Source organism: Anabaena azotica SJ-1, assembly GCF_047275885.1.
Taxonomy (GTDB): Bacteria; Cyanobacteriota; Cyanobacteriia; order Cyanobacteriales; family Nostocaceae; genus Trichormus_B; species Trichormus_B azotica_A.
In genome coordinates this window covers 5,450,247-5,476,394 of the sequence record NZ_CP178454.1, presented here as the reverse complement: position 1 = coordinate 5,476,394, position 26,148 = coordinate 5,450,247, and the positions used below count along the sequence as shown (strand labels likewise).

At 41.7% G+C, this 26,148-nt stretch carries 17 protein-coding genes, 1 tRNA gene and 3 rRNA genes; 13 read left to right on the top strand and 8 right to left on the bottom strand.

The genetic code is table 11. The annotated features are described in order from the left end of the window. The first annotated feature begins 13 nt into the window (after positions 1-13). On the top strand, positions 14-736 hold the full coding sequence (locus ACLLO5_RS23835) for a response regulator (RefSeq protein ID WP_413172965.1): 723 nt from the start codon (positions 14-16) through the stop codon (positions 734-736). A gap of 8 nt (positions 737-744) precedes the next feature. Here the strand turns inward: ACLLO5_RS23835 and ACLLO5_RS23830 are convergent, their stop codons facing one another. Then, entirely contained in the window at positions 745-2,085 is a 1,341-nt protein-coding gene (locus ACLLO5_RS23830; protein WP_413172964.1) for a lipid-A-disaccharide synthase-related protein, read from the bottom strand. Positions 2,086-2,499: 414 nt separating this feature from the next. Here ACLLO5_RS23830 and ACLLO5_RS23825 point away from each other — a divergent pair, with 414 nt between their 5' ends. From ACLLO5_RS23825 to ACLLO5_RS23815, 3 genes are all read left to right on the top strand, one after another. After that, a complete protein-coding gene (locus ACLLO5_RS23825; RefSeq protein WP_413172963.1) occupies positions 2,500-4,506 on the top strand; it encodes a BamA/TamA family outer membrane protein in 2,007 nt (668 codons plus the stop codon). 86 nt (positions 4,507-4,592) lie between these two features. Further along, the gene (locus tag ACLLO5_RS23820; protein WP_413172962.1) at positions 4,593-6,251 is read left to right on the top strand and encodes a protein kinase domain-containing protein; all 1,659 of its coding nucleotides are present in this window, start codon (positions 4,593-4,595) and stop codon (positions 6,249-6,251) included. A gap of 375 nt (positions 6,252-6,626) precedes the next feature. Continuing rightward, a complete protein-coding gene (locus ACLLO5_RS23815; RefSeq protein ID WP_413172961.1) occupies positions 6,627-7,070 on the top strand; it encodes a DUF2267 domain-containing protein in 444 nt (147 codons plus the stop codon). Between the two features lie 9 nt (positions 7,071-7,079). On the opposite strand, the gene ACLLO5_RS23810 is transcribed toward ACLLO5_RS23815, so the two are convergent. From ACLLO5_RS23810 to glyQ, 4 genes are all read right to left on the bottom strand, one after another. Beyond that, positions 7,080-7,164, bottom strand: a tRNA-Ser gene (locus ACLLO5_RS23810). A gap of 103 nt (positions 7,165-7,267) precedes the next feature. After that, the gene (locus ACLLO5_RS23805; RefSeq protein ID WP_413172960.1) at positions 7,268-9,646 is read right to left on the bottom strand and encodes a ComEC/Rec2 family competence protein; all 2,379 of its coding nucleotides are present in this window, start codon (positions 9,644-9,646) and stop codon (positions 7,268-7,270) included. A gap of 181 nt (positions 9,647-9,827) precedes the next feature. After that, a complete protein-coding gene (locus ACLLO5_RS23800; RefSeq protein ID WP_413172959.1) occupies positions 9,828-10,313 on the bottom strand; it encodes a DUF4079 domain-containing protein in 486 nt (161 codons plus the stop codon). A 252-nt stretch (positions 10,314-10,565) separates the two neighbouring features. Next, positions 10,566-11,444 carry a glycine--tRNA ligase subunit alpha gene (glyQ, locus tag ACLLO5_RS23795; protein ID WP_413172958.1) on the bottom strand — a complete coding sequence of 293 codons (879 nt, stop codon included), beginning with the start codon at positions 11,442-11,444 and terminating at the stop codon, positions 10,566-10,568. A 305-nt stretch (positions 11,445-11,749) separates the two neighbouring features. Between glyQ and ACLLO5_RS23790 the strand changes: the two genes are divergently transcribed. The 4 genes from ACLLO5_RS23790 to ACLLO5_RS23775 all read left to right on the top strand — a co-directional run bounded on the left by ACLLO5_RS23790 (position 11,750) and on the right by ACLLO5_RS23775 (position 17,921). Next, a 16S ribosomal RNA gene (locus ACLLO5_RS23790) occupies positions 11,750-13,238 on the top strand. Positions 13,239-13,532: 294 nt separating this feature from the next. Then, a 23S ribosomal RNA gene (locus ACLLO5_RS23785) occupies positions 13,533-16,358 on the top strand. A gap of 55 nt (positions 16,359-16,413) precedes the next feature. Further along, positions 16,414-16,531, top strand: a 5S ribosomal RNA gene (rrf, locus tag ACLLO5_RS23780). Together the 16S, 23S and 5S rRNA genes form the textbook arrangement of a ribosomal RNA operon. Positions 16,532-17,450: 919 nt before the next feature. Then, positions 17,451-17,921, top strand: coding sequence for a tetratricopeptide repeat protein (locus tag ACLLO5_RS23775; RefSeq protein WP_413172957.1), 471 nt, complete (start codon positions 17,451-17,453; stop codon positions 17,919-17,921). A 436-nt stretch (positions 17,922-18,357) separates the two neighbouring features. Here the strand turns inward: ACLLO5_RS23775 and ACLLO5_RS23770 are convergent, their stop codons facing one another. After that, positions 18,358-18,732, bottom strand: coding sequence for a c-type cytochrome (locus tag ACLLO5_RS23770; RefSeq protein ID WP_413172956.1), 375 nt, complete (start codon positions 18,730-18,732; stop codon positions 18,358-18,360). A 390-nt stretch (positions 18,733-19,122) separates the two neighbouring features. On the opposite strand from ACLLO5_RS23770, the gene petG reads away from it, so the two are divergent. Next, positions 19,123-19,236: a cytochrome b6-f complex subunit V gene (petG, locus tag ACLLO5_RS23765; RefSeq protein WP_013191177.1), complete on the top strand. Its 114-nt coding sequence runs from the start codon at positions 19,123-19,125 to the stop codon at positions 19,234-19,236. Between the two features lie 66 nt (positions 19,237-19,302). Here petG and rsmD read toward each other — a convergent pair whose 3' ends face one another. Then, positions 19,303-19,890, bottom strand: coding sequence for a 16S rRNA (guanine(966)-N(2))-methyltransferase RsmD (gene rsmD / locus ACLLO5_RS23760; protein WP_413172955.1), 588 nt, complete (start codon positions 19,888-19,890; stop codon positions 19,303-19,305). Positions 19,891-19,960: 70 nt separating this feature from the next. Continuing rightward, complete coding sequence (hisH, locus tag ACLLO5_RS23755) at positions 19,961-20,596, bottom strand: imidazole glycerol phosphate synthase subunit HisH (RefSeq protein ID WP_413172954.1); 636 nt, start codon at positions 20,594-20,596, stop codon at positions 19,961-19,963. Positions 20,597-20,660: 64 nt separating this feature from the next. Between hisH and ACLLO5_RS23750 the strand changes: the two genes are divergently transcribed. From ACLLO5_RS23750 to ACLLO5_RS23735, 4 genes are all read left to right on the top strand, one after another. Further along, positions 20,661-21,212, top strand: coding sequence for a peptidase C15 (locus ACLLO5_RS23750; protein WP_413172953.1), 552 nt, complete (start codon positions 20,661-20,663; stop codon positions 21,210-21,212). Between the two features lie 111 nt (positions 21,213-21,323). After that, positions 21,324-22,682 carry a DUF3370 domain-containing protein gene (locus ACLLO5_RS23745; protein ID WP_413172952.1) on the top strand — a complete coding sequence of 453 codons (1,359 nt, stop codon included), beginning with the start codon at positions 21,324-21,326 and terminating at the stop codon, positions 22,680-22,682. A 135-nt stretch (positions 22,683-22,817) separates the two neighbouring features. Beyond that, the gene (locus tag ACLLO5_RS23740; RefSeq protein ID WP_413172951.1) at positions 22,818-23,900 is read left to right on the top strand and encodes a CHAT domain-containing protein; all 1,083 of its coding nucleotides are present in this window, start codon (positions 22,818-22,820) and stop codon (positions 23,898-23,900) included. A 71-nt stretch (positions 23,901-23,971) separates the two neighbouring features. After that, positions 23,972-26,035, top strand: coding sequence for an NACHT domain-containing protein (locus ACLLO5_RS23735; RefSeq protein ID WP_413172950.1), 2,064 nt, complete (start codon positions 23,972-23,974; stop codon positions 26,033-26,035). The last annotated feature ends 113 nt before the right edge of the window (positions 26,036-26,148 follow it).

Sequence of the window (26,148 nt, the reverse complement as noted above, 5' to 3'; positions counted from 1 at the left end):
GTTGGGTGTAACAATGAATGAAATCAGCATTCTTTTAATTGAAGATCATGATTTAACCCGGATGGGATTAAGGGCTGCCTTACAGTCAAACAGTGCCTTAAAAGTAATTGGTGAAGCCGCTAATGCTACTCAAGGCCTAAAACTTTTGGAAACTACCAAGCCTGATGTGGCTGTAGTCGATATTGGTTTACCAGATATGGACGGGATTGAACTTACTCGTAAGTTTAAGCGCCAACAAATGGAAAATGGGCAATCAAATACAAAAATTCTGATTCTGACCATGAATCATACAGAAGATGCTGTTTTAGCCGCTTTTGCAGCGGGAGCGGATTCATATTATATGAAGGAGACAAGCATCAATAAATTAACTGAGGCAATACAAGCTACTTATGCGGGTAACTCTTGGATTGATCCAGCTATTGCCAATGTGGTATTAAGGAAGATGCGCTTGGGTATACCAGGAGAAAGTACAGCAGCCGATAAACCAAAAACCGTGAAAATTGAGGCGTTGGCTACCGAATATGAGCAGGTTTTGGAAACCTATCCTTTAACTCAACGGGAATTGGAAATTTTAGAGTTAATTGTTGCAGGTTGCAGTAATGGACAAATTGCTGAGAAATTATACATTACGGTGGGGACGGTAAAAACTCACGTTCGCAACATTTTAAATAAACTTTGTGCTGATGACCGCACTCAAGCCGCGGTTCGCGCGTTACGTTCTGGGTTAGTAGGTTGAGTTAATTTTCAACCTAATCTTGCTTGCAAACATTCGGCAATACGTTTGGCAGCACCTGGTTGACCCATACGCTTAACTCCATTTTCGGCAATTTCATTGATGAGGTCAGGATTTTTCAACAGGGATTGTACTACTTGGGCAACTTTGCTTGGTTGTTCTACTAAAATTAGAGATGAGCCGAGAAGACGACTTTGGGCTTCAGCAAAAGCAGGATTATATTGAGGGCCTTTTCCGGGAATAGCGATCGCAGGTTTGCCTAAACCAATAAATTGTTCTGTCGCTGTACCTGCCATGGCGATCGCCAAATCTCCCAAATGTAAACAGTCACTATAAGCTTTTTGGCTCAGAATTACATAATTATTCTTCTGTTTAAACGTCAAATAATCAGGATCAGCAATTTGAATGGGAGATTCTGCACATCTGTGCCAACCTTGAATTTGCAAAGTTTGAGATAAAATATCCCCATCTAGACCGGGAGCGATCGCACCTAAAAATACCATATCTCGCTCCCGCCAACCAGTAATCAAACCAGATACAGCAGTCATAATCATTTCCCAGTTAGCATAAGCCTCATTAGCACGAGAACCAGGAAGCAAAGTCACAACCAAAGGACGAACAATCTCTTTTTGTTCAGCATCAGCACCATAAAATTGAGAACTGCTAACAGTCGGTTCTAAACCGTCCATCATCGGATTACCCAAATCAAAAGCCCGAATCGGCCACTTCTTTAATATTTCCGTTGTCAGTGCATCTCTAGGAAACACCCCACGACAACGACGACGACTCATTAACCACCTCTCCCAAGGATGGTAAATAGAACCAGAAAAATTTTCCCAACGTGCCGATTTCGATCTTCTGGTTAATAACCCATCCTCATCCCGCACATAATATTCAGATTTTGCCGTTCCCACAAACGCATAATTAGCACCACTCATAGCTGCAAACAACAGCGGTACAATATCTCCCACCGCTAAAATCGCTTTCTTATTTCCCAACTTGGTTTGACAATTAACCCAACGACGAACAGCCTGAATTTGCTTCCAGGTAAGTTGCACCAAACCACCCCGGACATCTCGCATCAATTGGCGACTATCCATGTAAATAAAGCCACCAGAAGGCATAGTTTGTACCGCACCAATACACGGCACATTCAACTGTTGGTAAGCACGTCCTTCACCCACTATTGGTAAAGCAAAGATATCCGGTGGTGAAGATAGCCGTTGCAATTCCTGTAAAATGCGGACAGCAATGATATCTTCTCCATGACCATTACTTAAAACCAGTAACTGTAAACGAGAAGTAGTTTCCAGGGAATTTGTAATTAAAGGTAATTGCGATAAATCAGTCATAAGATTTTTATAGGATTTAATATTTGATATTTTTGATGGAGAATACCTGCGGCCTATTGCAATTTGTAATCATAGCGTCTGATAATAGGTATTGTTGATTACTAAATAAACCTGTATTTTCCCTGCAAAAAACCATCCCTAGAGATAAATACTTATCTAAATTTTATTGATCGGGGAAACTAACCGCTTTTTTGATCAGAAACAAAAAATTACAATTAACAGTCAGTTGATCCACAGGTATAGGGAAAATATACAGCAGGAGTCAGGAGTCAGGAGTCAGGAGTAAAACTGGCTTTGTGTATAGGTTTCACTTTTGATGCTGTACCTCATTGATTTGCAATCTGCTGTATTATCTCCAATGCTTGACCCGACTGCAACTAACTACCAGTTGAAGAAGTTAATCAATACTAAATTATGCGAGTTTCTTCTGCGGCAATTCTGACATTAGCTACCCTAGCTGCTAGTAATGCCACTCAGCAAGCAAATGCTCTACCCAATCAAACCACAAATCCAGAGGCTCAAACCGAAATAGCCACTGATGTGGTGGTAGTGCCGTTTGTCGAAACTCAGCCCACACAAACAAAAGTCGTAACCTCTCCAGAAACTACCTATGCTGTAGAATTTAGTTCCCAGCCTGTAGTTGTACCCAACAATGTCAACAACATCAATCAAAACTTGATTACGGATAACGATTTGGTTGTTATAGCTACCAATGTGCAGATAGTTGGTGCTAATCCAGAATTAGAACAGGTAATTCGCAAAGTCATCAAAACTCAAACAGGTGGAGAAACCAGTCAATCCCAGGTACAAAAAGATGTCGCAGCAATTCTAGATACCGGATTATTTGCTAGTGCTAATGTCAACACCATCAGTACAGCTAGTGGTTTGAATATAACCTATCAAGTTCAGCCTGTATTGGTACAAGCAATACAACTCTCTGGTGCAAAGATTCTCACCTATCAAGTAGCCTTAGAAAACTTTAAAAATCAAATTGGTAAAGATATTAGCCCCGCTGCACTCCAGCAAATAGTTCAAAAAATTAACCAGTGGTATACAGAAAATGGTTATACCCTAGCCAGGGTACTCTCAATTCAACCAAACCGCCAAGGTGTTCTCACAGTCAATGTAGCTGAAGGTTTAGTAAGTGATATCAAATTTCGGTTTGTCAATGAAGAGGGGCAAAAAGTTGATAATAACGGTAATCCCATTAAAGGACGCACTAAAAACGATTTCCTCAGACAGCAACTCAAACTAAAGCCTGGTAAAGTTTTTCAAGATAAATTAGTTCAGGATGATGTCCAAACTTTATATAAATTAGGTTTATTTAAAACTGTCAATGTCGCCTTTGAAGGAGATGCAACAAAGCTTGATTTGATCTATGAACTCCAAGAAGTTGGAGCGCGTTCAGTTAATTTAGGTGGCGGTTACAATGCTGATGATGGTATATCCGTGGTCGTCAGCTACAAAGACCAGAATGTTGGTGGCGTTAATGATACTTTAGCTGCTAATGTGGAAATTAATCGTCAAGATGTATTATTTAATACTAATTTTAACAGTCCCTATCGAGAAACAAACCCCAACCGCTTAGGCTACAACGTCAAAACCTTTCGTAGAAGGCAACTTTCAGATACATTTGACGATACCATCAAGCTGGCAAATGGTGAAAAAGTGCGGGAAGGAAAAATTGGCGGTAGCGTGAGTGTTCAACAACAAATTGATGGTTGGGATGCTTCTGTTGGTCTTAATTATACTCGTGTGACGATACGCGATCGCGAAGGTAATATTACCCCTAGAGATGCCAACAATAACCAATTATCCTTCAGTGATACTGGCATAGATGACCTAACTACCGTATCTTTCACAGCCACAAAGGACGAACGGGACAACCCAGTTAAACCCACTCAAGGTTCTCTCCTCACTTTCAGCACCGAACAATCTATTCCTGTTGGTCATGGTCAAATTACTATGAATCGTCTCCGGGGTAACTATAGCCAGTTTATGCCGGTTAAACTATTTAATAGCCAAAAGCCACAAGTATTTGCTTTAAATCTGCAAGCTGGTACTGTAGTTGGTGATTTACCACCTTATGAAACTTTTAATTTGGGTGGTTCTAATTCGGTACGCGGTTATGATGCAGGACAGGTGGGAAGTGGTCGCAGTTATGTTTTAGCTTCCGCTGAATATCGCTTTCCCATCTTCCCCATTGCTGGAGGTGTGATATTTGCCGACTTTGCTTCCGATTTAGGATCTGGTGATACTGTGATTGGAGATCCTGCTGGTGAACGAAATAAACCTGGTAGTGGTTTTGGTTATGGTGCAGGAGTCCGTGTTGACTCACCTTTAGGCTTAATTCGGGCTGATTATGGAATTAATGACCAAGGAAATAGCCGAGTACATATTGGTATAGGTCAACGGTTTTGACAGTTATCAGTTATTCAGTTATATGATCAAAAAGACAAAACCGTTAAGGGGAGTGTCAACCACCCACTAAGGATTCAAGTTTCCCTATGTTAACAGGCACAATTTTACAGAGTGGAAAATATACTATTATCCAAGAGATAGGCAGGGGTGGATTTGGGATTACGTTCAAAGCAAAACATCATTACTTAAGTCAAGAAGTAGTGATGAAGACTATAAATGAACGACTGCGACAAAATCCTGATTTTTCCAAGTTTGAACGTCAATTTCAAGATGAAGCCAGAAGATTAGCCACTTGTGTCCATCCCAATATTGTCCGGGTCAGTGACTTTTTTGTGGAGAATGGACTACCCTACATGGTGATGGAATATATTCCTGGGGAAACTTTAGGTGAAGCGTTTGTGTTACCGGGAATACCATTACCAGAAGAAACAGCAGTTCATTATATCCGCCAAATTGGGGCAGCATTACAGGTAGTACATAATAATGGTTTGCTGCACCGAGATATCAAACCTGATAATATCATCCTCCGCCAAGGAACTCAGGAAGTAGTGCTAATTGATTTTGGCATTGCTAGGGAATTTAACAGCGGTGTAAAACAAACTCACACAGGTTTAGTTAGTGAAGGTTATGCACCTATTGAACAATATTTGACCCAAGCACCACGCACTACAGCGACTGATGTTTATGGTTTGGCCGCAACTTTATATGCACTATTAACAGGACAAGTACCTCTTCCATCATTATTGCGCGATCGCCAACCAATGCCTTCTCCCCGTGAACTGCAACCCCATCTCAGTGCATCTATTAATCAAGCAGTAATGCGAGGTATGGCTGTAGAGTCCCGTTTTCGTCCGACTACAGTAGCAGAGTGGCTAGAATTACTACCAGGCAATGGATTTGAGTTCACACCATCATTACCAACTCAACCAGCACCAACCATTGATTTATCTGCCCAAGAGTCAGAAAATATCCTGAAACAAGCTGTTCCCAACACCATATTATCACCAGTGGAGACAGTTACAACTGCGCCCAGAAAATTCCCACTGGGCAAGGTATTAGCAAGCATTGGTGTAGTATTGGTTGCTGGTACAGCAGGGTTTAGCATGACTAGAATATTACCTCAGTCTCAGTTACAAACCCCTAATCCCATTTCGGAAGAATCCACTCCAGAATTTACCACTCCAGAACCTGTGGTTGAAGGTACACATTCTCCTGAAAATCAAGCAAATCAAACTTCCTCTGCTCATGAATCTGCTGCATCATTGTCCACTTCTGAACGACGCAGACGCAATCGTCGTATTTACCCAGAAGCAACTCCGACAAGTGATAGTATTTCTCCAGAGAACTATCCTCAACAATCTCAAGATCAATCTTCAGAATCTTTACCCCGCAAAACTAAGCGCACCATATCCACACCTGTTGTTACTCCCACACCATCCTTAAGTGAGAAACTACGGGAAGCTAAATCATCTTCTCCTGTTATTTCCACACCATCATCAGAAAATATTCCACCCGCTTCTATTCAGAATTCTGATTCACCCCAACCGACAAAACCAGATAATTCTGTAGTTGTCCCAGAAGCATCACCACCTAAAAATTCTGTGGTCATACCTCCAGCACCACCAAAGGAATCTAAAAGTACAGATTCTTCTGCTGTGGTTGTACCCACCCAAGACACAAAATCAAATTCGTCTACCGATAACCAATCTTCAAAAGAGGAAAAATCAGAAAATCAGAGTAATTAGGGTTTGCTGATAGCTTGGTGTCAGCCATAAAAGTTATTCTTGACACTCTGCGTCCTAAAGGAGCGCAGATTCTTAGTTCAACGAGTCCACTTTTATGCAAACCGTATTGAGTACAGGCTACCAGTGAATGAAATTTAGTAGTCTACAATCAGTGGTGGGTTCAAGTCTCCACTGATTATTTTGAATTTTGAATTCAATTGGTGTACAAAGATATTCTGAATCCCCTCACAGATAGAGGAATATAAATAAAATCTTATTTCATTAGCTAGAAGTAGATAAATATTCAGCTTTATATGATTTATATGATCTTAACTAATAATAGATTTTTTAGATTCTAAACACCATTTATAGTGCTGCGCTTGAGGAGAAATAATTATGACTATGACAGGATTAGATATCTTTGATGCTACTTTACAAAAAACAATTCCTTGGGTCAATGAGTTGGCAAAAGAATTAGGATGGGAAAATAAACACCAAGTTTTTCAAGGATTGAGAGCGACCTTACACGCATTACGCGATCGCTTAACTGTAGAAGAAGCTGCTCATTTAGGAGCGCAATTACCGATTTTATTAGGTGGATTTTACTACGAAAACTGGCGACCAGGAGCAAGACCAACGAAAGATCGAACCAAGGAAGAATTTTTGAACCATATCCGTCATTACTTTCGCAACATTAACGCTGATATTGATGCTGAATCTTTAGTACGTGCTGTCTTCAAAATTATGGCTCAACGGGTTTCTCAAGGAGAAATTGAAGATGTTATTAACATGATGCCACCAGCTTTGCGAGAACTTTGGCCGGAAAAAGTTCGTAGTTAATTCTTTAAACGGAGAGGGGGGGATTCGAACCCCCGTTGAGTTTCCCCAAAACGCATTTCGAGTGCGTCACCATCAACCACTCGGACACCTCTCCAGAAATATTATTCACTGATTGTAGTGAACACGGGAGACGCTATTTTATCTCCTTTGTAATTATAGCATCTATATCAAACAAGCGATCGCTATTGGCAAACTTGCTACAAACTCGAAGATTTATTTTCTGTAACTTGGATGAAAGTTTCAAAGTCACCATCAGGTGTCCATTGAATAGCACCATCACGGCCTGTAAAGAACAGTTTAGTTTTTCCTTTACTTAAAGCCGATAAAGCTTTGTTGTCAACACTATTTGCAGATGCAATACCTACAGAACGATTAGCGATCGCCACCTGTGGTTTCAATGCTAAAACCAAATCCTGCAAAGATTCTGATGGACACCAAAGCACCTCTGGACTAGATAAACCGCCAGTTTTAATTAATTGTTCTATTTGTTGAGACTTAACACTACCTATTAGTAACCAATTCTGACCAAAAATTTGCAACCGTAAAATTGGTAATTGGTCATTAACAAATTGAGCAGTAGCTGAACCATTATTTACAGTTTGACCGAGTGATAAAGATTGGTAAATACCTTGGCGCTTTTGCAATTTTTCTTGAATAGCTTGAGTTTCAATATTATTTTCTAACTGAGAATTATAATCATAAAAATTAGTAATAGGCAAAGTTTCCAAAATTTCTAGCCATGCATCATTTTCATTATCTAAGAACTTACTAGAAACAGCCCAATCAATTTTATTCACACCCTGTTGTTGTAAAAAAGGTAAAATAGTAAAACGTCCTGTACCCTCATCACCACTATTAATCAGAGTTACTTGACCCTTATCTTGAATTACTAAAACAGGTTCTTTATCAGTAGCAAGTAAAGTAATTCGCAATAAATTATTGGCAGAATGCCAAACAGGAATTATAACTAAAACAATAGCAATTAAACCAGCAAACCACCATCTCCGTTGCCACCAACGCACCATACAAGTAGATATAATCAACCCATAAATTACCAGCATCTGCCCATTAGATATACTACCCACTGCAACTGAACTGCCTGGAAGACCAGCAAAAAAATCTGCTAATTGAATTAACCAATGTGTTGGATAATATAAAAAACTCGCTAAAGTGCTGCCTAAATCTGGCACAATTAAACTTACTAAACCGCTGATCATGCCACCGATACTAACAACAGAAATCAAGGGTGTAGTAATAATATTTAATGGTACACTGTAAACTGCAACCACACTAAAAATGTGTAACAGCAGAGGTAAAGTCCAAATAGTGGCAGCTAAGGGAACAGAAATTAAAGAAGCGATCGCAGATGGTATCCAATCCAAACGTTGAGTAATAGGTGTAGCTGTAACAATTAATCCTAAAGTAGCCAAAAAGCTCAATTGAAAACCTAAATCCCAAATCCAAAGAGGATTAAATAACAATAACAATGTAGCAGCCAACAACAAAGATCCCAGTTGTTGAACTTTCCTTTCCAAAGCCAAACCAACCAAAGCCGCAAAACCCATAATTACTGCTCTAAGTACAGCAGCTTGAAACCCCGCCAAAAGCAAAAAAGTGATTAAACCCAAAGCACCCAGAATAATTTGAGTTGTCTTTTTTGCCCGTTTAGTTAATTGTAAAATTACACCCAAAATTAGAGAAGTTTGAAATCCCGAAGCCGCTAAAGCATGAGCCAAACCCACCTTCACAAATAAATCACGGATATCATAAGGTAAATCTACAGCCTTACTACCCAAAACCATCGCACTAACCAACGGACCTTCAGGAACACCCAACCAACGAACTTGCGATCGCACAATTATTTCCCTAAACTGCCACCATCCCCATTGCTTCTCCTCATCAATAAAATTGATCTGTTTACCAATCAAACCAGCAAAAGTACCCTCCTGCTTTAGATACTTCTGAAAATCAAAAGCACCAGGGTTTGATGCCGTCTTTGGCTTATACAACATCCCAGTCACAGCAATTTGTTGACTAGGATATAAACCAGTAGCTTGAAGTATAGGCACAGTCACATACAGTTTACCCGTCACCCCCTTTGGTAAACTTGCTGGTCCCTGATCATTTTTAACCTCATCTAGCTGCGTTGCTTCCAGCCAAAATTGTCCCCTCTGACTGCGAGTTAAACGGGGAGTGCTTGCAACTTCCCCACGCACAATTACCAATTGTTCTTGATTACTATTATTTTCACCAGAAACAAACTGACTAATATCTTTTTCTCCTGGTTGAGGTACCCGCAATTGAAAATACAGCGTTGCTAACAACCCCACTAAGCCAGCTATTAGCCATACTCTAGGATGAGGAGTAGTTAACGGAACATTAGCCCCAGCTTTACCTTTGCTAATAGACTTTTCTCGTTTCTGAGCAAATTTACACAAATTAATATAAATTGCACGAAATAGAACTGCGGCTAATATTCCCAGCACCAAAACCCATATCCCACCCCAAGGAACTGCTGTAAACAGCAACCCTAAAATATAGGCAAGACAAATAATAACGCTACTACTCTGCATCATAAAACTTTAATAGCCAAAGCACCCAGTTAATAAAATTCATATATAACCAATATTTATATATAAACCAATCCAGGTTGGTAAAAAATAATTGTAGGTTGGGTTAAGCAACAGCGCAACCCAACAAAATCCAAAAAACTTAACCTTCGTTCCGCCCTACTTATCCGCCCTGATAATACCAACTTTACAAAGATATACCCAGCTTAAATCCCAAGACAGCATGAACCAACAAAATCAAAAGTGCTGTGCTTCCTACATAAGCATGAACTGCACGTAGACCTGCTTTATCTCCAAAAAATCCACTTAGAGAAATTGCACCATTAACAAACAGCAATAACAGCACAATTGAACCAGTCCAAAAATGAGGGCTTTCAAAAAGTGGCTGATGCTGCATCACCAAGGACAATACACCACCTGTATAACCACCTGCCAAAAAAATAAATAACCAAGGTGCTAACTGACGATGGGAATTTCGACTTTTAACAGCAGCATCTTTATTTTTATCTTCTAGCAGTTTTCCTCGCCAACCCGTCACACCCACAAAACTACCCACCACAAAAACCACAATTCCCATCATCACAGGATGTCCCCAATGCACAATTGGTTCAGGAACACCCAACGCACGGAACCAAGCTGCAATAGGTTCTAAAGTTTCACTGAAATTTATCATCTAATACACACCAATGTTTGTACCGTAAACCAAGACCCCCAAGCAGCGTAAGGTGTAAACACAAGCGATCGAATTTTAGCCAAGCCCTCACCAAACCACCCCCTAACCCTCAATTCTGGGAAGACAAGAATTTTCCAAATCCCCCAATTATGGAGGATTTTGGGGGGCAAAATAGGCTGAAATCAAGACATATAGGACTTATGTGTACACGGTAGCCGATCTAGAGGGGTTAAAAAATTTAATGCCTATTTTTCAACTTACGGCATTTTTAAGCAACGGGAAACCCAACTTCTCCCTTTGCTCAACATATAAATGAGCCACCTTCCTTGCCAAATGCCGAATCCTGGTAATGTAGCGAGTCCGTTCCGTCACCGAAATTACACCACGTGCATCCAGCAAATTAAACGTATGCGAACACTTAATCACATAGTCCAAGCTAGGTAAAACCAGTCCTCGTTCCGTCAACTGAGTAGCTTCCTGCTCATATATATTAAACAGTGTCAGCAACATCTCAGGATTCGACGCTTCAAAGTTGTAAGTACATTGCTCAATCTCACCCTGAAGATGAACATCTCCATAAGTAATATTGTCCGTCCACCGAATCTTAGTAATGGCTTCCACCTGCTGGAGGTACATAGCCAATCGCTCTAACCCATAAGTAATCTCAATTGACACCGGACGGCAATCAATACCCCCACACTGTTGGAAATAGGTAAACTGAGTAATTTCCATCCCATCCAACCACACTTCCCAACCAGTACCCCAAGCCCCCACCGTCGCATCTTCCCAGTTATCTTCCACAAAACGAACATCATGATCTTCTGGACAAATACCCAAAGCCCTTAAAGAATCAAGATAAATATCTTGGATATTATCTGGTGAAGGTTTAATCAGAACTTGATACTGATAATAATGTTGAAACCGATTAGGATTTTCCCCATAACGCCCATCCGTCGGACGACGACAAGGTTCAACATAAGCCACAGCCCAAGGTTCAGGACCCAAAGCCCTTAAAAAAGTATGGGGATTCTTAGTGCCTGCGCCCTTCTCCATGTCATAAGGTTGAGCAATCAAGCAACCACGCTCACCCCAAAACTGATGTAAAACCGCTATTACTGACTGAAAATTCACTATCTACTCTTCCTTGAGTCAACAACGCCTACACCATTGTTGCCTAAACTCAGTATTCTGAGCAGCTTTCAGCCGCTAAAAAATTTTCCCTACTTTTTTTTGAAAAAGTAGTTGACAAGTAAAAGGAGGTTCGCTATATTGAATAAGTGCCAAAGAGAGAGCCGCGAGAGAGCGGGACTCGGAGGGACTACCGAACCTTGAAAATATTATAGTTTGAAAGCCAGTATACAACAAGAAGTTGCGTCAGTAAAGAAAATAACCTGACCGTGGTTGTAAAAAGTGGTCAAAAGAGCTACAAACTTAACAAAACGGAGAGTTTGATCCTGGCTCAGGATGAACGCTGGCGGTATGCTTAACACATGCAAGTCGAACGGAATCTTTAGGGATTTAGTGGCGGACGGGTGAGTAACGCGTGAGAATTTGGCTTCAGGTCGGGGACAACCACTGGAAACGGTGGCTAATACCGGATATGCCGGAAGGTGAAAGGCTTGCTGCCTGAAGATAAGCTCGCGTCTGATTAGCTAGTTGGTGGGGTAAGAGCCTACCAAGGCGACGATCAGTAGCTGGTCTGAGAGGATGATCAGCCACACTGGGACTGAGACACGGCCCAGACTCCTACGGGAGGCAGCAGTGGGGAATTTTCCGCAATGGGCGAAAGCCTGACGGAGCAATACCGCGTGAGGGAGGAAGGCTCTTGGGTCGTAAACCTCTTTTCTCAGGGAAGAAAAAAATGACGGTACCTGAGGAATAAGCATCGGCTAACTCCGTGCCAGCAGCCGCGGTAATACGGAGGATGCAAGCGTTATCCGGAATGATTGGGCGTAAAGGGTCCGCAGGTGGTACTGTAAGTCTGCTGTTAAAGAGCAAGGCTCAACCTTGTAAAAGCGGTGGAAACTACAGAACTAGAGTGCGTTCGGGGCAGAAGGAATTCCTGGTGTAGCGGTGAAATGCGTAGATATCAGGAAGAACACCGGTGGCGAAAGCGTTCTGCTAGGCCGCAACTGACACTGAGGGACGAAAGCTAGGGGAGCGAATGGGATTAGATACCCCAGTAGTCCTAGCCGTAAACGATGGATACTAGGCGTGGCTTGTATCGACCCGAGCCGTGCCGGAGCTAACGCGTTAAGTATCCCGCCTGGGGAGTACGCACGCAAGTGTGAAACTCAAAGGAATTGACGGGGGCCCGCACAAGCGGTGGAGTATGTGGTTTAATTCGATGCAACGCGAAGAACCTTACCAAGACTTGACATGTCGCGAATTTCGGTGAAAGCTGAAAGTGCCTTCGGGAGCGCGAACACAGGTGGTGCATGGCTGTCGTCAGCTCGTGTCGTGAGATGTTGGGTTAAGTCCCGCAACGAGCGCAACCCTCGTTTTTAGTTGCCAGCATTAAGTTGGGCACTCTAGAGAGACTGCCGGTGACAAACCGGAGGAAGGTGAGGATGACGTCAAGTCAGCATGCCCCTTACGTTTTGGGCTACACACGTACTACAATGCTACGGACAAAGGGCAGCAAGCTAGCGATAGCAAGCAAATCTCATAAACCGTAGCTCAGTTCAGATCGAAGGCTGCAACTCGCCTTCGTGAAGGAGGAATCGCTAGTAATTGCAGGTCAGCATACTGCAGTGAATTCGTTCCCGGGCCTTGTACACACCGCCCGTCACACCATGGAAGTTGGTCACGCCCGAAGTCATTACCCCAACCGAAAGGAGGGGGATGCCTAAGGTAGGACTGGTGACTGGGGTGAAGTCGTAACAAGGTAGCCGTACCGGAAGGTGTGGCTGGATCACCTCCTTTTTAGGGAGACCTAATCCATTTAGAAATCGAACACATTCTGTCATTAGATTCTGAATTGGTCTATCCTAGGTCGGTCGAGAATTGGTTGAAAACTTTCAAAGTATTATCTTGGTTTGGTTCATAACCTAAGAATAAAAAAGTGGAAAAATTCAGCAACTGTAGTCAGAGAGAGTACAGACTGCTGGATTAGAGTCCAGTCAGAACCTTGAAAACTGCATAGTAACGCGAAAAAAAGCAGGCAGACACAGACATTCGAGAGGATGAAAGTGAAAGCAAGTCGAACCAAAGAAAAGTGGTCAAGCTAATAAGGGCTAATGGTGGATACCTAGGCACACAGAGGCGAAGAAGGACGTGGTTACCGACGAAATGCTCCGGGGAGTTGGAAGCAAACTATGAGCCGGAGATGTCCGAATGGGGCAACCCCAAGTACAGCCTGTTGAATATATAGACAGGTATGAGCCAACCCAGCGAATTGAAACATCTTAGTAGCTGGAGGAAGAGAAATCAAACTAGAGATTCCCTAAGTAGTGGTGAGCGAAAGGGGAAGAGCCTAAACCAATTGGTTTACTGATTGGGGTAGTGGGACAGCAATAACGAATCTAGAGACTAGACGAAGCAGCTAAATACTGCACCAGAGGGGGTGAAAGTCCTGTAGTCGAAAGTTAAAGGATAGGAGCTGAATCCCGAGTAGCATGGGGCACGAGGAATCCCATGTGAATCAGCGAGGACCACCTCGTAAGGCTAAATACTACTGTGTGACCGATAGTGAACAAGTACCGCGAGGGAAAGGTGAAAAGAACCCCGGAAGGGGAGTGAAATAGAACATGAAACCATTAGCTTACAAGCAGTGGGAGTCCGATTAAACGGATGACCGCGTGCCTGTTGAAGAATGAGCCGGCGACTTATAGGCACTGGTAGGTTAAAGCGAGAATGCTGGAGCCAAAGGGAAACCGAGTCTGAAGAGGGCGATAATCAGTGTTTATAGACCCGAACCCTGGTGATCTAACCATGGTCAGGATGAAGCTTGGGTAACACCAAGTGGAGGTCCGAACCGACCGATGTTGAAAAATCGGCGGATGAACTGTGGTTAGGGGTGAAATGCCAATCGAACCAGGAGCTAGCTGGTTCTCCCCGAAATGTGTTTAGGCGCAGCGGTAATGATTAAATCTGGGGGGTAAAGCACTGTTTCGGTGCGGGCTGGGAGACCGGTACCAAATCGAGGCAAACTCAGAATACCCAGAGAACACATTGCCAGTGAGACAGTGGGGGATAAGCTTCATTGTCAAGAGGGAAACAGCCCAGACCACCAGCTAAGGTCCCCAAATCATCACTAAGTGATAAAGGAGGTGAGATTGCACAGACAACTAGGAGGTTTGCCTAGAAGCAGCCACCCTTGAAAGAGTGCGTAATAGCTCACTAGTCAAGCGATCTTGCGCCGAAAATGAACGGGGCTAAGTGATGTACCGAAGCTGTGGACTTAGATTAATCTAAGTGGTAGGGGAGCGTTCCGTGGTAGGGAGAAGCAGTAGCGGCAAGCAGCTGTGGACGAAACGGAAGTGAGAATGTCGGCTTGAGTAGCGCAAATGTATGTGAGAATCATACACCCCGAAACCCTAAGGGTTCCAGAGCCAGGTTCGTCCACTCTGGGTTAGTCGGGTCCTAAGGCGAGGCCGAACGGCGTAGTCGATGGACACAGGGTCAATAATCCCTGACTATTATGTGGGAGCATGACTAGGGACGCATGAAAGATAGCCATACCCTGATTGGTTTGGGAGACCGTTACGACGGTCGAGTGGTGAAGGATAGTGCCAAGAAAAGCTAGTTATGCGATGAAAGCATAGTACCCGTACCCGAAACCGACACAGGTAGGGAGGTTGAGTATACCAAGGGGCGCGAGATAACTCTCTCTAAGGAACTCGGCAAAATGGCCCCGTAACTTCGGAAGAAGGGGTGCCCACCTTAGACGTGGGTCGCAGTGAAGAGATCCAGGCGACTGTTTACCAAAAACACAGGTCTCCGCAAACTCGTAAGAGGACGTATGGGGGCTGACGCCTGCCCAGTGCCGGAAGGTTAAGGAAGTCGGTCAGCGTAAGTGAAGCTGGCGACCGAAGCCCCGGTGAACGGCGGCCGTAACTATAACGGTCCTAAGGTAGCGAAATTCCTTGTCGGGTAAGTTCCGACCCGCACGAAAGGCGTAACGATCTGGATGGTGTCTCAGAGAGAGACTCGGCGAAATAGGAATGTCTGTGAAGATACGGACTGCCTGCACCTGGACAGAAAGACCCTATGAAGCTTTACTGTAGCCTGGAATTGTGTTCGGGCTTCGCTTGCGCAGGATAGGTGGGAAGCGATGAAGTATTCCTTGTGGGGAATATGGAGCTAACGGTGAGATACCACTCTGGCGAAGCTAGAATTCTAACTCATCTCCGTCAGCCGGAGAGAGGACAGTTTCAGGTGGGCAGTTTGACTGGGGCGGTCGCCTCCTAAAAAGTAACGGAGGCGCGCAAAGGTTCCCTCAGCACGCTTGGAAACCGTGCGGCGAGTGTAAAGGCATAAAGGGAGCTTGACTGCAAGACCGACAAGTCGAGCAGGTACGAAAGTAGGCCTTAGTGATCCGACGGCGCAGAGTGGAATGGCCGTCGCTCAACGGATAAAAGTTACTCTAGGGATAACAGGCTGATCTCCCCCAAGAGTCCACATCGACGGGGAGGTTTGGCACCTCGATGTCGGCTCATCGCAACCTGGGGCGGAAGTACGTCCCAAGGGTTGGGCTGTTCGCCCATTAAAGCGGTACGTGAGCTGGGTTCAGAACGTCGTGAGACAGTTCGGTCCATATCCGGTGCAGGCGTAAGAGCATTGAGAGGAGCCTTCCTTAGTACGAGAGGACCGGGAAGGACGCACCGCTGGTGTACCAGTTATCGTACCAACGGTAAACGCTGGGTAGCCAAGTGCGGAGCGGATAACCGCTGAAAGCATCTAAGTGGGAAGCCCACCTCAAGATGAGTGCTCTCACTACATAAGTAGGTAAGGTCACGGGCAGAACACCCGTTCTTAGGCGGTAGGTGGAAGTGCAGTAATGTATGCAGCCGAGCCGTGCTAATAGACCGAGGGCTTGACCTCTTTTCTTTTTTCGCGTTACTTGCAGTCTTCAGGGTTTTGTTACCCAACAATTTTTCCTGGTGTTGATTGCGCGGTGGAACCACACTGATCCCTTCCCGAACTCAGAGGTGAAACGCTGCTGCGGCGACGATAGTCTGGGGGTAGCCCCACGCCAAAATAGCTCTATGCCAGGTTCTATACTTCTACAAATGCCTCCTTCAATATACTTGAGGGTGGCTTTTGTTTTTTGTATTAGATACTTTTTGTATCCCCTCAATATTTGGGGGAAAGAGTTATTCAAGAACCCATGAGCAACCAAAGGGATTGAGAACAGATTTTTCGTGAATAATAGACCCCAAAGATGGAATATTTCCAAGCTGAGAAATGCGGTCACGGATTATATTCAAAAAAGCTAATTCCCAACTTACGAGTAGTGGCGACAAGAGACATAAAAGTATCCCAAGCCTGAGTACCCTCAAGACTCTGAGTGGCATAGCATAACTAATATTGCGTCGTTGCACCATCGTCCTAGCAGCTAACTCCACCGGATTATTATGCAAAGGCAATTCAGAATGCTCTAATACTAAAAGCAACTCCGAAATTTTTAGCCGAGTTAATCGTTTTCGTTCATCTAACTGTTGATAACTATTTTCTGTCGAAAAAAGTTTCCAAAACTCAGACCGGAGTTTTGCTGCCGTTTGCTGACTGGGAGAATTTTTGTAAGCAAGTAAGTCTCAGTAGTAATCCCAGAAATCATCCAAGAATTTATCTAAAATCTTTTGGTGAAAGGCAGGCAATAAACGGACTTAATTTTTTATAATGTCGTCCCTCATGCACCCAACACAAAGCAATATTATCAGTCAGTAACTTTAGGAGTCTGTTTTTGGGCTGCTTAATAATTTCCGTATTGCTAATTACTAGAGTGTCGATAAGCTTTTAATTACTTATTTATAACACTAAATGACTTGGGTGCAGGAAATTGTATTAATCAATACAATTTATTGGCGACAAAAATTATTAATTAAAATAAGAGAATTTAATGATGATTTTAAATCTAACTTAGGAGATAATTTCTTGAAAAAGTTGTCCTCAAAATAAACCTATCTCAAATTCATGGATTCTTTATCTATAAATTATCTGCTTGAAAATCTGAAAAATCCTGATGCTATAGTTCGAGAACAAGCAACGCGAAGAATTTGGCGGCTCTGGTTTCAGCAAAAGGGAATATATGGACTAGAAAAAATTGATTACAGTCAAAAGTTAATAGATGTAGGTGAACTAGCTACTGCGGAAGAGGTACTGACTTCACTCATCCAAGCACAACCAGATTTTGCTGAAGCTTGGAATCGAAGAGCTTTTTTATACTATAGTATAGGAAATTATCAAAAATCTCTGACTGACTGTCAGATGGTTGTCCAGCTAAATCCAGTACATTTTGGTGCGCTTCATGGTATGGGTTTGTGTTGGGCTGTATTGGGAAAATATGCTGAAGCCATCCAAGCTTTTCAAAAAGCATTAGTAATTCAACCATATTCGTTAGTAAATCAAAGATTGATTCTCGAATGTACGCTGAAACTTAGTTAGGGCTTGCGGAATTAGTGGTTAAAAGTCTTAATTTATGGATATTCAGGGCAAAGAAATGTAGTTAGGTGCAAGGAAAAGGGTTAAAACCAGTAAAAATCCTTGCACCATCAGGCATGAGGATGTATAGAAAAACAAAATATCAAGAAAAGCTATCAGAAAACTTTGAACTGACTTTCCCCAACCTAAAGGTATGGGGGTTCTTAAGGATTCCAACAATGAATTCTTAAAGTCGTAGCCAAAGCAATTCTAATAGCTTTAATTAAGATATATTTAATGTTGCCTATTAGCATAATGTCATTGAGGCGTAAACGCTTCGTGGCAGTTTACCCTACGGGAACGCTTCTCTTATATCTCCGGCTTGAAAGACATTAGAACTTAAAAATGCATAAATCTTAACTTACCTCTTTGTTAAAAACTAGTTAATTTATACAAAAATCTACAGACTTTCCAAATAACTCAAAAGGTCTGCCATTGCTTGTGGACTAGGCTGGAATTTTGGCATGGGAGGGGTTTCACCACTAATAACTTGGTGAATTAATCCATATCGAGATTTGCGCTTGGAGACGGCTTGCAGGCTTGGGCCTACTAGCCCATCGGCTTGTAAACCGTGACATCCAGTACAGTTGATTTGAAAGATAGCTTTTCCCTGTACTGGGTTTCCCTCCAGTGATACAACGCTTTTGATGTATGGATCGGAGGCTTGAACGATGTGAACACCAAGAATGACCAAAGGTATTGCTATGAGTATCGCTAAAGCCGACAAAGCGATCCACTGAATTAAAGTTTCAGGTTTGGTAAGCTGGTTATTCAAAAGGGTTGCTTTTACTGTCTAGGTGTACAAAAAATTTTTCATTTCCTACACATAGCTTAAAATTTCTTGATTCTACCTGCAAGCATAGATGAAAATTTTTATAAAAAAATAGGCTGAAAACCCTGGAATCAAATCCTAAAAATCTTTTGCCGAACTTCAAACGTCTGAAAGACGAGATTGAAATTAACGAGAGTAAAGGTATTAGAGGTGGTTTGACTACACCTTTAAGAGTCTTTTTTGGACTGCTGAAGATTCTACGTACTTTTAGAGCCAGGTAATTCAAATTGTATTTACATTCTAAAAACGGTGTAGGGCGCGGGATTGATGCTGGATTTGGTAAAATCAAAAGCAGGAAACGAATGTTGAATAATAGTAAAGAGGAGATTTACTGTGGTTGAACCCTTGCTGTCCGGTATTGTTCTTGGTCTGATTTTCGTTACTCTTAGCGGGCTGTTTTACGCTGCTTATAAGCAATATAAGCGTCCTACTGAGTTGGGAGGCTGAAATTGAGTTAGGAGTTAGGAGTTAGGTGACAGAGGTGAGGAAGGTGAGAATGATGATTTTACTTGTCTATCTCTCTTGCTCACCCTGTTCTTGTGGGTCTATTTTTTCTGATTCCCTGGTTTTGTAGAATGTGAGTGCTGTGTTGCCATAAACTTTTTGATGGCAGATTTCCCAATTGGGGATGTCTGGTGGTTGAAAATTTTGGGGACTATGCTCGACGGCTATTTCTCCATGAGTGTTTAAAAGCTGATATTGAGCGATCGCTTCTAATACTGGTTGATATAATCCACTAGCATAAGGTGGATCAAAATATATTCTGTCGAATTTTTGATTTGATAACTTTTTTAACTGCTGGAGTAAATTTCCCCGTAATATCTGAAATTTTTGTTCTTTAGTGGCTACTTGCTGCCAATTTTGCTGGATAATTGCACAAGCTCGACTAGATAGTTCAATTCCTACTACTAAGTTGGCTCCTCTACATAAAGCTTCTGCACCCATTGAACCACTACCGGTGCATAAATCTAACCAGCAACAACCATCTATTTTTCCCTGCCAAATATTAAAAACTGCCTCCCGTACTCGCGCACTGGTAGGTCTAGTTTCTTTCCCTGGTAAAGTTTTTAGCAGCCGATTCCCATAAATTCTCAGACTCATGATTTATTGGTCATTAGTCATTGGTTTTTAGTTTTAAACAACGGACAACAGATCATAGTGCAAATTTTTATTAAGCAGGAATTTTTTCGCGGACTTGAGCCACAAAATTAGATAAAACTTGCAAACCTATATTAGAAGATTTTTCGGGGTGGAATTGGACTGCCATGAGATTTTCATGAGCGATCGCAGCTGTGACAGTTTGACTACCATGGGTAACTGTTGCTGCTCGAATGTGTGGTTCAGTTGGGTCAACGTAGTAGGAATGGACAAAATAAACCCAAGGTTGAGCGGGTAAATGTTCCCATAAAATGCTTTTTGACTGAGTGAGTTGTAGTTGATTCCAACCCATGTGGGGAATAGCAATACTCGCTTCTGGACGAAAACGGCGAACTTTTCCACGCACAATTCCTAGTCCTGGTTGAGTTCCTTCGGCGCTGGATTCAAAGAGAATTTGCAGTCCTAGACAAATACCTAAGAACGGTTTACCAGATGCGATCGCATCTTTAATAGGTTGTTCTAAATTTCGCGCTCTCAGGTGTTGCACTGCTGGATCAAATGCTCCAACTCCAGGCAAAACTATTGCATCTGCCTGTTCTAATTCTCTGGCAGAATAAGTTACTTTAGGAGTTGCCCCAGCTTTTTCTAAGCCTTTGCAGACTGAGTGCAAATTTCCCATTTCGTAATCTACGACCGCAATCACTGGCATTTACCTGCTCCTTGTAATTTTATTAGGGAAGGTATTTATATTCTAATTCTAAATAATATTTGTTATGCAGAAAAAAATATTATTAACTTCTTTTGACACTTGGCTGAGTGATCAACAGTCAAATTCTTCCGATGATTTGTTACTCGAACTAGCCAAAATGGCTTGTGTCTGTAATGATTTAATTTTTTTGCGGCGACTACCTGTAGATGTTGACCTTGCTAGTTCTCGCCTCATTGTGAAAATCAATGAAGTCAAACCTGATTATGTTATTTGTTGTGGCATGGCGGCCAGTCGGATAAATTTAAGTGTGGAAGTACGTGCAAGTATCATGTCTCTACAGACTACTGATATTACATTTATAGATTGTGCAGAAAATATTTTGCAAACTACTGTTGATGTTGAACAATTGGTGGCGGGAACAGCAGCAGTTGAGATTAGCTACGACTGTGGTGGATTCGTATGTGAAGGTCTTTATTATTCAGTATTGGACTACTTATACCAATCTCAACTACCTATTCCTTGCATTTTTGTTCACGTCCCGATTTTGAATCAAGAAAATTTGATGAGCATTATGGCTGATTTTGTTTTAATTATTAATAATCTGGTAATTACTTAATGAAGGTAGGAAGCAGAAAACACTCATGCAAGATTTTTTTGATGTAGAATGCCTTAAGTCCTGACCAATTTAAGCGGGTTCTCATTTTTAATTTTTAATTTTTAATTGCTTATGTTTCCACTATTACTCGGTTTGACTCTCGCTCAAGCAACTCAATCCTCACCACCACCGGAAGAAGTGGTACAACCACAAGAAGTTCGAGCGTTACCAGGACGGTTAGATACTGTGCCAGTTTTTAATAGCAATAGCCCAGAATTGGTATTAAAAGAAGGTATATTACTTTCTACCTTTCCCCCGAACGGCAAAAAAGTACCCACTGCACATTTAAATTTTCCTTTTCGGGGACGCTTTGATATTTTTGCTCATCATGTTGCGAAAGCAGAACCACCAGAAAATTTACGTTCTTTGTATTTAGGCATCATCTTACATAACCCTGAAACTCAGCCAGTAAAGGTGAATATATTGCAGGGGGCAAGTTATTTAAGTCAACCGGATGCTCCATTTATTAAGTTGGATGCTTTTATCCCTAATAATGCAGGTACGGTGTTTGCTGGTCCGGGTAGTCGTGTGATGTCTGATGTGCTGCGGGGAAGACGACAAGAAATTTTCCCTGCTCAAATTGTCATTCCTCCAGGGGAAAGTCGGATGTTATTAAATCTGCCAATTCCGGTACAAGGATTGACTCCACCATTAAATGGTCGATCTTCATTTATGCGTGTGCGGAGTAATGGTAGGGTGTATGCTGCTAGTCTGGCTATGTTTGCACCTATCAATGATGATGGTAGTGAGCGTGCGCCAACTTTAGGAGAATGGCAAAATTTACTGAATAATGGTGAATTATCCACACCCAGAGATAAAGTTCCCACTCCTTTGGAGGAAAGTGGTAAACCGAGAATTTATGGAAGAGTTGCGGGTGTAGCGCGTGGTTCGGTGTGGCGATCGCTCTTGGTAGATAATCCTAAAACTAATTATTTAACTATTCCCCAACCAGGTCAAGCTTTTTCTTATGCTTTAAGCACACTGCATGGTGGTACTTTGGGAACTGGTCAAATTCAAAGTGCATCTATGTTAGTGCGTTATCCTGATACAGCTTATCGCGCTCATGGTAATTATGGAATTCAATATAGTCTGAAGTTGCCTTTATATAACAATACCCAAAGTCAACAAAAGGTGAGTGTGTTGGTGCAAACTCCAATTAAGGAAGATCAATTAAGCAAGTCAGGGTTGCGCTTTTTCACTACACCAGCGCGTCAAGTATTCTTCCGGGGAACTGTGCGGATTCGGTATCCAGATAACCAAGGTCAACCAAAAACGGAATTTGTGCATTTAGTCCAAACCAGAGGTGAACCAGGTCAACCTTTAGCGTTATTAAATATGAAACCAGGCGATCGCTCTTTAGTAGAAGTAGATTTTCTCTATCCTCCTGATGCTTCACCACCACAGGTTTTAACTGTGTCAACTCAAGAGTAGATTTACCTTGGGGAAGCTATTCAAGCAACAAGCGGTATTCATCAAAATACTCAAGATGGGAATGTAGCCACAAGAGACATTACATCACAACATCAGGAAACCATTAGAGCCTTAATTATAGAGATTTTCAAAGAGATGTTAGAAGAAAGTTCCCGCATGGATTACCACGATTTTCAAATATTGGTTGGTAAAGACAACAATATTCGGGCTTCCTCAGAACAAGGAGAGGAATCAGGAGAATTACGGTTAGAAACAAATCAAATTAAACTTGCATTACAACTGATTGAATCTCGCTCAACAAATACACAATTGCTCAAATCACTAGGAAGCCAATTGTACCAAGCTCTTTTCCCAACAAAAATTCATGGACTTTTCCGGGCTACAATTGCAGGCGCACAAACGAATAACTATAATGTGCGTTTGCGCTTAGTGTTTGACTCTCCAAAACTAGCCGCGCTACCTTGGGAATTTCTCTATGATGAAGGAACAAATACCTTCCTTGCTAACAATACCCAAACCGTCCTTTCTCGTTATATTGACGTTCCCCTAAAAAAGCTTGAACTTGAAGTTGCTAGTTTACCTCTCAAAGTTTTGCTAGTTATATCTAGTCCTAGTAACTTAGATAAATTGGACGTGACTGGAGAAGAAAAACTAATTCGTGAAGCATTGGCAAAACACATCGAATCGGGAACAGTTGAATTAGATGTTATACAAGATGCTACTACTCGCAACATCAACCAAAAGTTACGTGAAAAGCCTTACAATGTCTTCCACTTTATCGGTCATGGTGTTTTTGACAATAATAAAGGCTATATTGCTTTAGTAGATAATGATGGTAAATCCAGACTATTGGATGATGAGAATTTTGCCAACATTTTCTTAGGTAATCGCAATGTGGGGTTGGTAGTGTTAAATTCCTGTCAGGGTGCGGCAGTGTCTTCCCAGCAAGCATTTGCAGGTACAGCACCTAACCTAGTACAGCGCGGAATACCAGCAGTAGTCGCTATGCAATATTCCATTTTTGATAGCACTGCTAAGTTGTTTGCTGATGAGTTTTACTGCACTCTGGCATTAGGCTGGCCTGTAGATGCAGCTATCCAGACTACCCGCAATGCCATTTCTATAGAAGTCGGCTTGGATAAACCTGACTTTGCTACACCAGTGCTATATATGCGAGCAAAGGATGGAATTATTATGAAAAAAAAAATGAAGATATAGACATCCAGCAGATAGGCGATCGCATTAATCATCAGTGGGATAAGGAAGCGATAGAAGGCTTAGTACAACAAGTGCGATCGCATATTCATGATGATATCCAGCGATTACATAGCACCATGCCATTATGGGGTGTAGATCACTGGGTTTCTTTAGGTGATTTGTTTGTAGATGTGAACATCCTAGAGGAACTGAGTAGTAGTCGAAAGTCAGAACTAGATGACTTGTGGCAATATTTCAGTCAAAATCCAAGTTATCGCAGTTTTGATCGCATTAGCTTGGGTGAAGAACGGGAAAGGATTTCAGGACTAGAAGTGCTGGCAAAAAATACGAATTTAATGGTGGTGGGTAAACCAGGTTCAGGGAAAACCACTTATTTGCAGCGAGTAGTTACCGAATGCAACGCTGGCAATTTACAAACGCACCGAATTCCAGCTTTGATTAAACTGCGAGATTTTGTAGATGATGGACGCAAGTTTGCCTATTCGCTGGAGCGTTATTTTGAGCAGTGCTGGCAGTTATCAAACACAGAAATTAGTTTGATTTTCCATCAAGGTCGAGCATTGGTTTTGCTTGATGGTTTAGATGAAGTAACAGGAGAAGACGGTAAAAACATCACCAAGCAAATTAAGCAGTTCGCTCGTTCTTATCCGCAGGTGCAGGTAATTATCACTTGTCGAACACAAAGCCAAGAATCACGGTTTGAACGGTTTGATTATGTAGAAATAGCAGATTTTAATGAAGTCCAGGTACGATATTTTTCTGAGCATTGGTTTAAGGCAGTTATTAGGGATGACTCCGCTGGACTAGCAAAATCACAGAAGTTTCTCAATCAGCTTTTTCTGGAAGCGAATAAGCCGATTCAGAATTTAGCAATTACACCGATTTTGTTGAGTTTGACCTGTGTTGTATTTCACCAAACTGGTAAATTTTACTCCAAGCGTTCTAAACTCTATGAGGAAGGATTAGAGCTACTGTTAGAGCGGTGGGACAAGTCACGGGAGATTGAGCGAGATGAGATTTACCGAGATTTATCACCGGAACGAAAGCTAGAATTACTTAGTTATCTAGCGGTGAAAAAGTTTGAGCAACCGCAGTATGTTTTATTTGAGCAGGAAGAAATTGAGGGTTACATTGCAGAGTTTTTGGGAATTGGTCTGCGGGATAGTCGATCAGTTTTGAGAGCTATTGAAGCGCAGCATGGATTATTGATTGAGAGGGCAAATAAAGTCTGGTCTTTTTCACATTTGACGTTTCAAGAATATTTAGTGGCAAAGTGGTTTTGCAATCAAGCTGATTGGCAGTTTCTAGTTAATCAAATTACCACATCTCATTGGCGAGAAATTTTTTTGTTAGCATCCGAAATAACTACTAACCCTGTTTTATTACTTGAATTAATGAAAATTAAAATTGATACTTTTCTAACTGATGATGAGAAAATTCAAGATTATTTAATATGGCTAAGTACAAAAGCTAGTTCACTAAAATTCTCCTACAGTCAAACAGCCTTACGCGCTCTTTGTATGGCACTTAATCTTGACGAAGAAAATCTTGAACTTCCTTACTATCTTGGAATTGATCTCGATTTTAACTTTTTACCAAATGAACCATCAAACGATGAGCAGTTAATTTCAGAATATGCAGTTGATCGTAATCTTCGACTTGCTCTGTCTTTTGCTTCTGACAATCGAGGTGTTGTATCTCCGAGCCTTAAAGTACCTCTTAATATCATTCTTCAACAGATAATTGATAACGAACTACAATATATTTACCCCAGAAATTTCCAGCTAGAAAATGAAATAAGTCAGCTTATAAATAAATTGCCTGATTGGTGGTTAAATGAAAATTTTTTTGATGATGTGATGATTGATAAAATAGATAAGTGGTGGGAAATCAACGGCGAAGATTGGGTACATAACTTGAGATCATTAATGATAAAAAATCGTAACTTCGGTCATAATTGGTGTTTTATAAAAGAACAAACTGATCTCTTAGAACTATATTATAATGCCAATATTCTCTTGGTAGAGTGTTTAAATGTTTCTAATGTTACCAAGGAGACAAAGGAAAAGATTGAGCAACTATTATTATTACCCATAGCCGAAATCGAAAAACGCAAACGTGAAACAGCCGAATAGAGCCATCATCTCATGATTTGTATGAACTTTAGGCTACATCATCAGAGAGAAATTTAGAAATTTGATTGTAAACTTCTGAATTTTCTGCAAATGCCTGACGTAAATCATATTGT

Excerpts from the sequence above, each read along its gene's own strand:
- ACLLO5_RS23835 (WP_413172965.1), top strand. The coding sequence starts at position 14 with ATGAATGAAATCAGCATTCTTTTAATTGAAGATCATGATTTAACCCGG.
- ACLLO5_RS23830 (WP_413172964.1), bottom strand. The coding sequence starts at position 2,085 with ATGACTGATTTATCGCAATTACCTTTAATTACAAATTCCCTGGAAACT.
- ACLLO5_RS23825 (WP_413172963.1), top strand. The coding sequence starts at position 2,500 with ATGCGAGTTTCTTCTGCGGCAATTCTGACATTAGCTACCCTAGCTGCT.
- ACLLO5_RS23820 (WP_413172962.1), top strand. The coding sequence starts at position 4,593 with ATGTTAACAGGCACAATTTTACAGAGTGGAAAATATACTATTATCCAA.
- ACLLO5_RS23815 (WP_413172961.1), top strand. The coding sequence starts at position 6,627 with ATGACTATGACAGGATTAGATATCTTTGATGCTACTTTACAAAAAACA.
- ACLLO5_RS23805 (WP_413172960.1), bottom strand. The coding sequence starts at position 9,646 with ATGATGCAGAGTAGTAGCGTTATTATTTGTCTTGCCTATATTTTAGGG.
- ACLLO5_RS23800 (WP_413172959.1), bottom strand. The coding sequence starts at position 10,313 with ATGATAAATTTCAGTGAAACTTTAGAACCTATTGCAGCTTGGTTCCGT.
- ACLLO5_RS23775 (WP_413172957.1), top strand. The coding sequence starts at position 17,451 with ATGGATTCTTTATCTATAAATTATCTGCTTGAAAATCTGAAAAATCCT.
- rsmD (WP_413172955.1), bottom strand. The coding sequence starts at position 19,890 with ATGAGTCTGAGAATTTATGGGAATCGGCTGCTAAAAACTTTACCAGGG.
- hisH (WP_413172954.1), bottom strand. The coding sequence starts at position 20,596 with ATGCCAGTGATTGCGGTCGTAGATTACGAAATGGGAAATTTGCACTCA.
- ACLLO5_RS23750 (WP_413172953.1), top strand. The coding sequence starts at position 20,661 with ATGCAGAAAAAAATATTATTAACTTCTTTTGACACTTGGCTGAGTGAT.
- ACLLO5_RS23745 (WP_413172952.1), top strand. The coding sequence starts at position 21,324 with ATGTTTCCACTATTACTCGGTTTGACTCTCGCTCAAGCAACTCAATCC.
- ACLLO5_RS23740 (WP_413172951.1), top strand. The coding sequence starts at position 22,818 with ATGTTAGAAGAAAGTTCCCGCATGGATTACCACGATTTTCAAATATTG.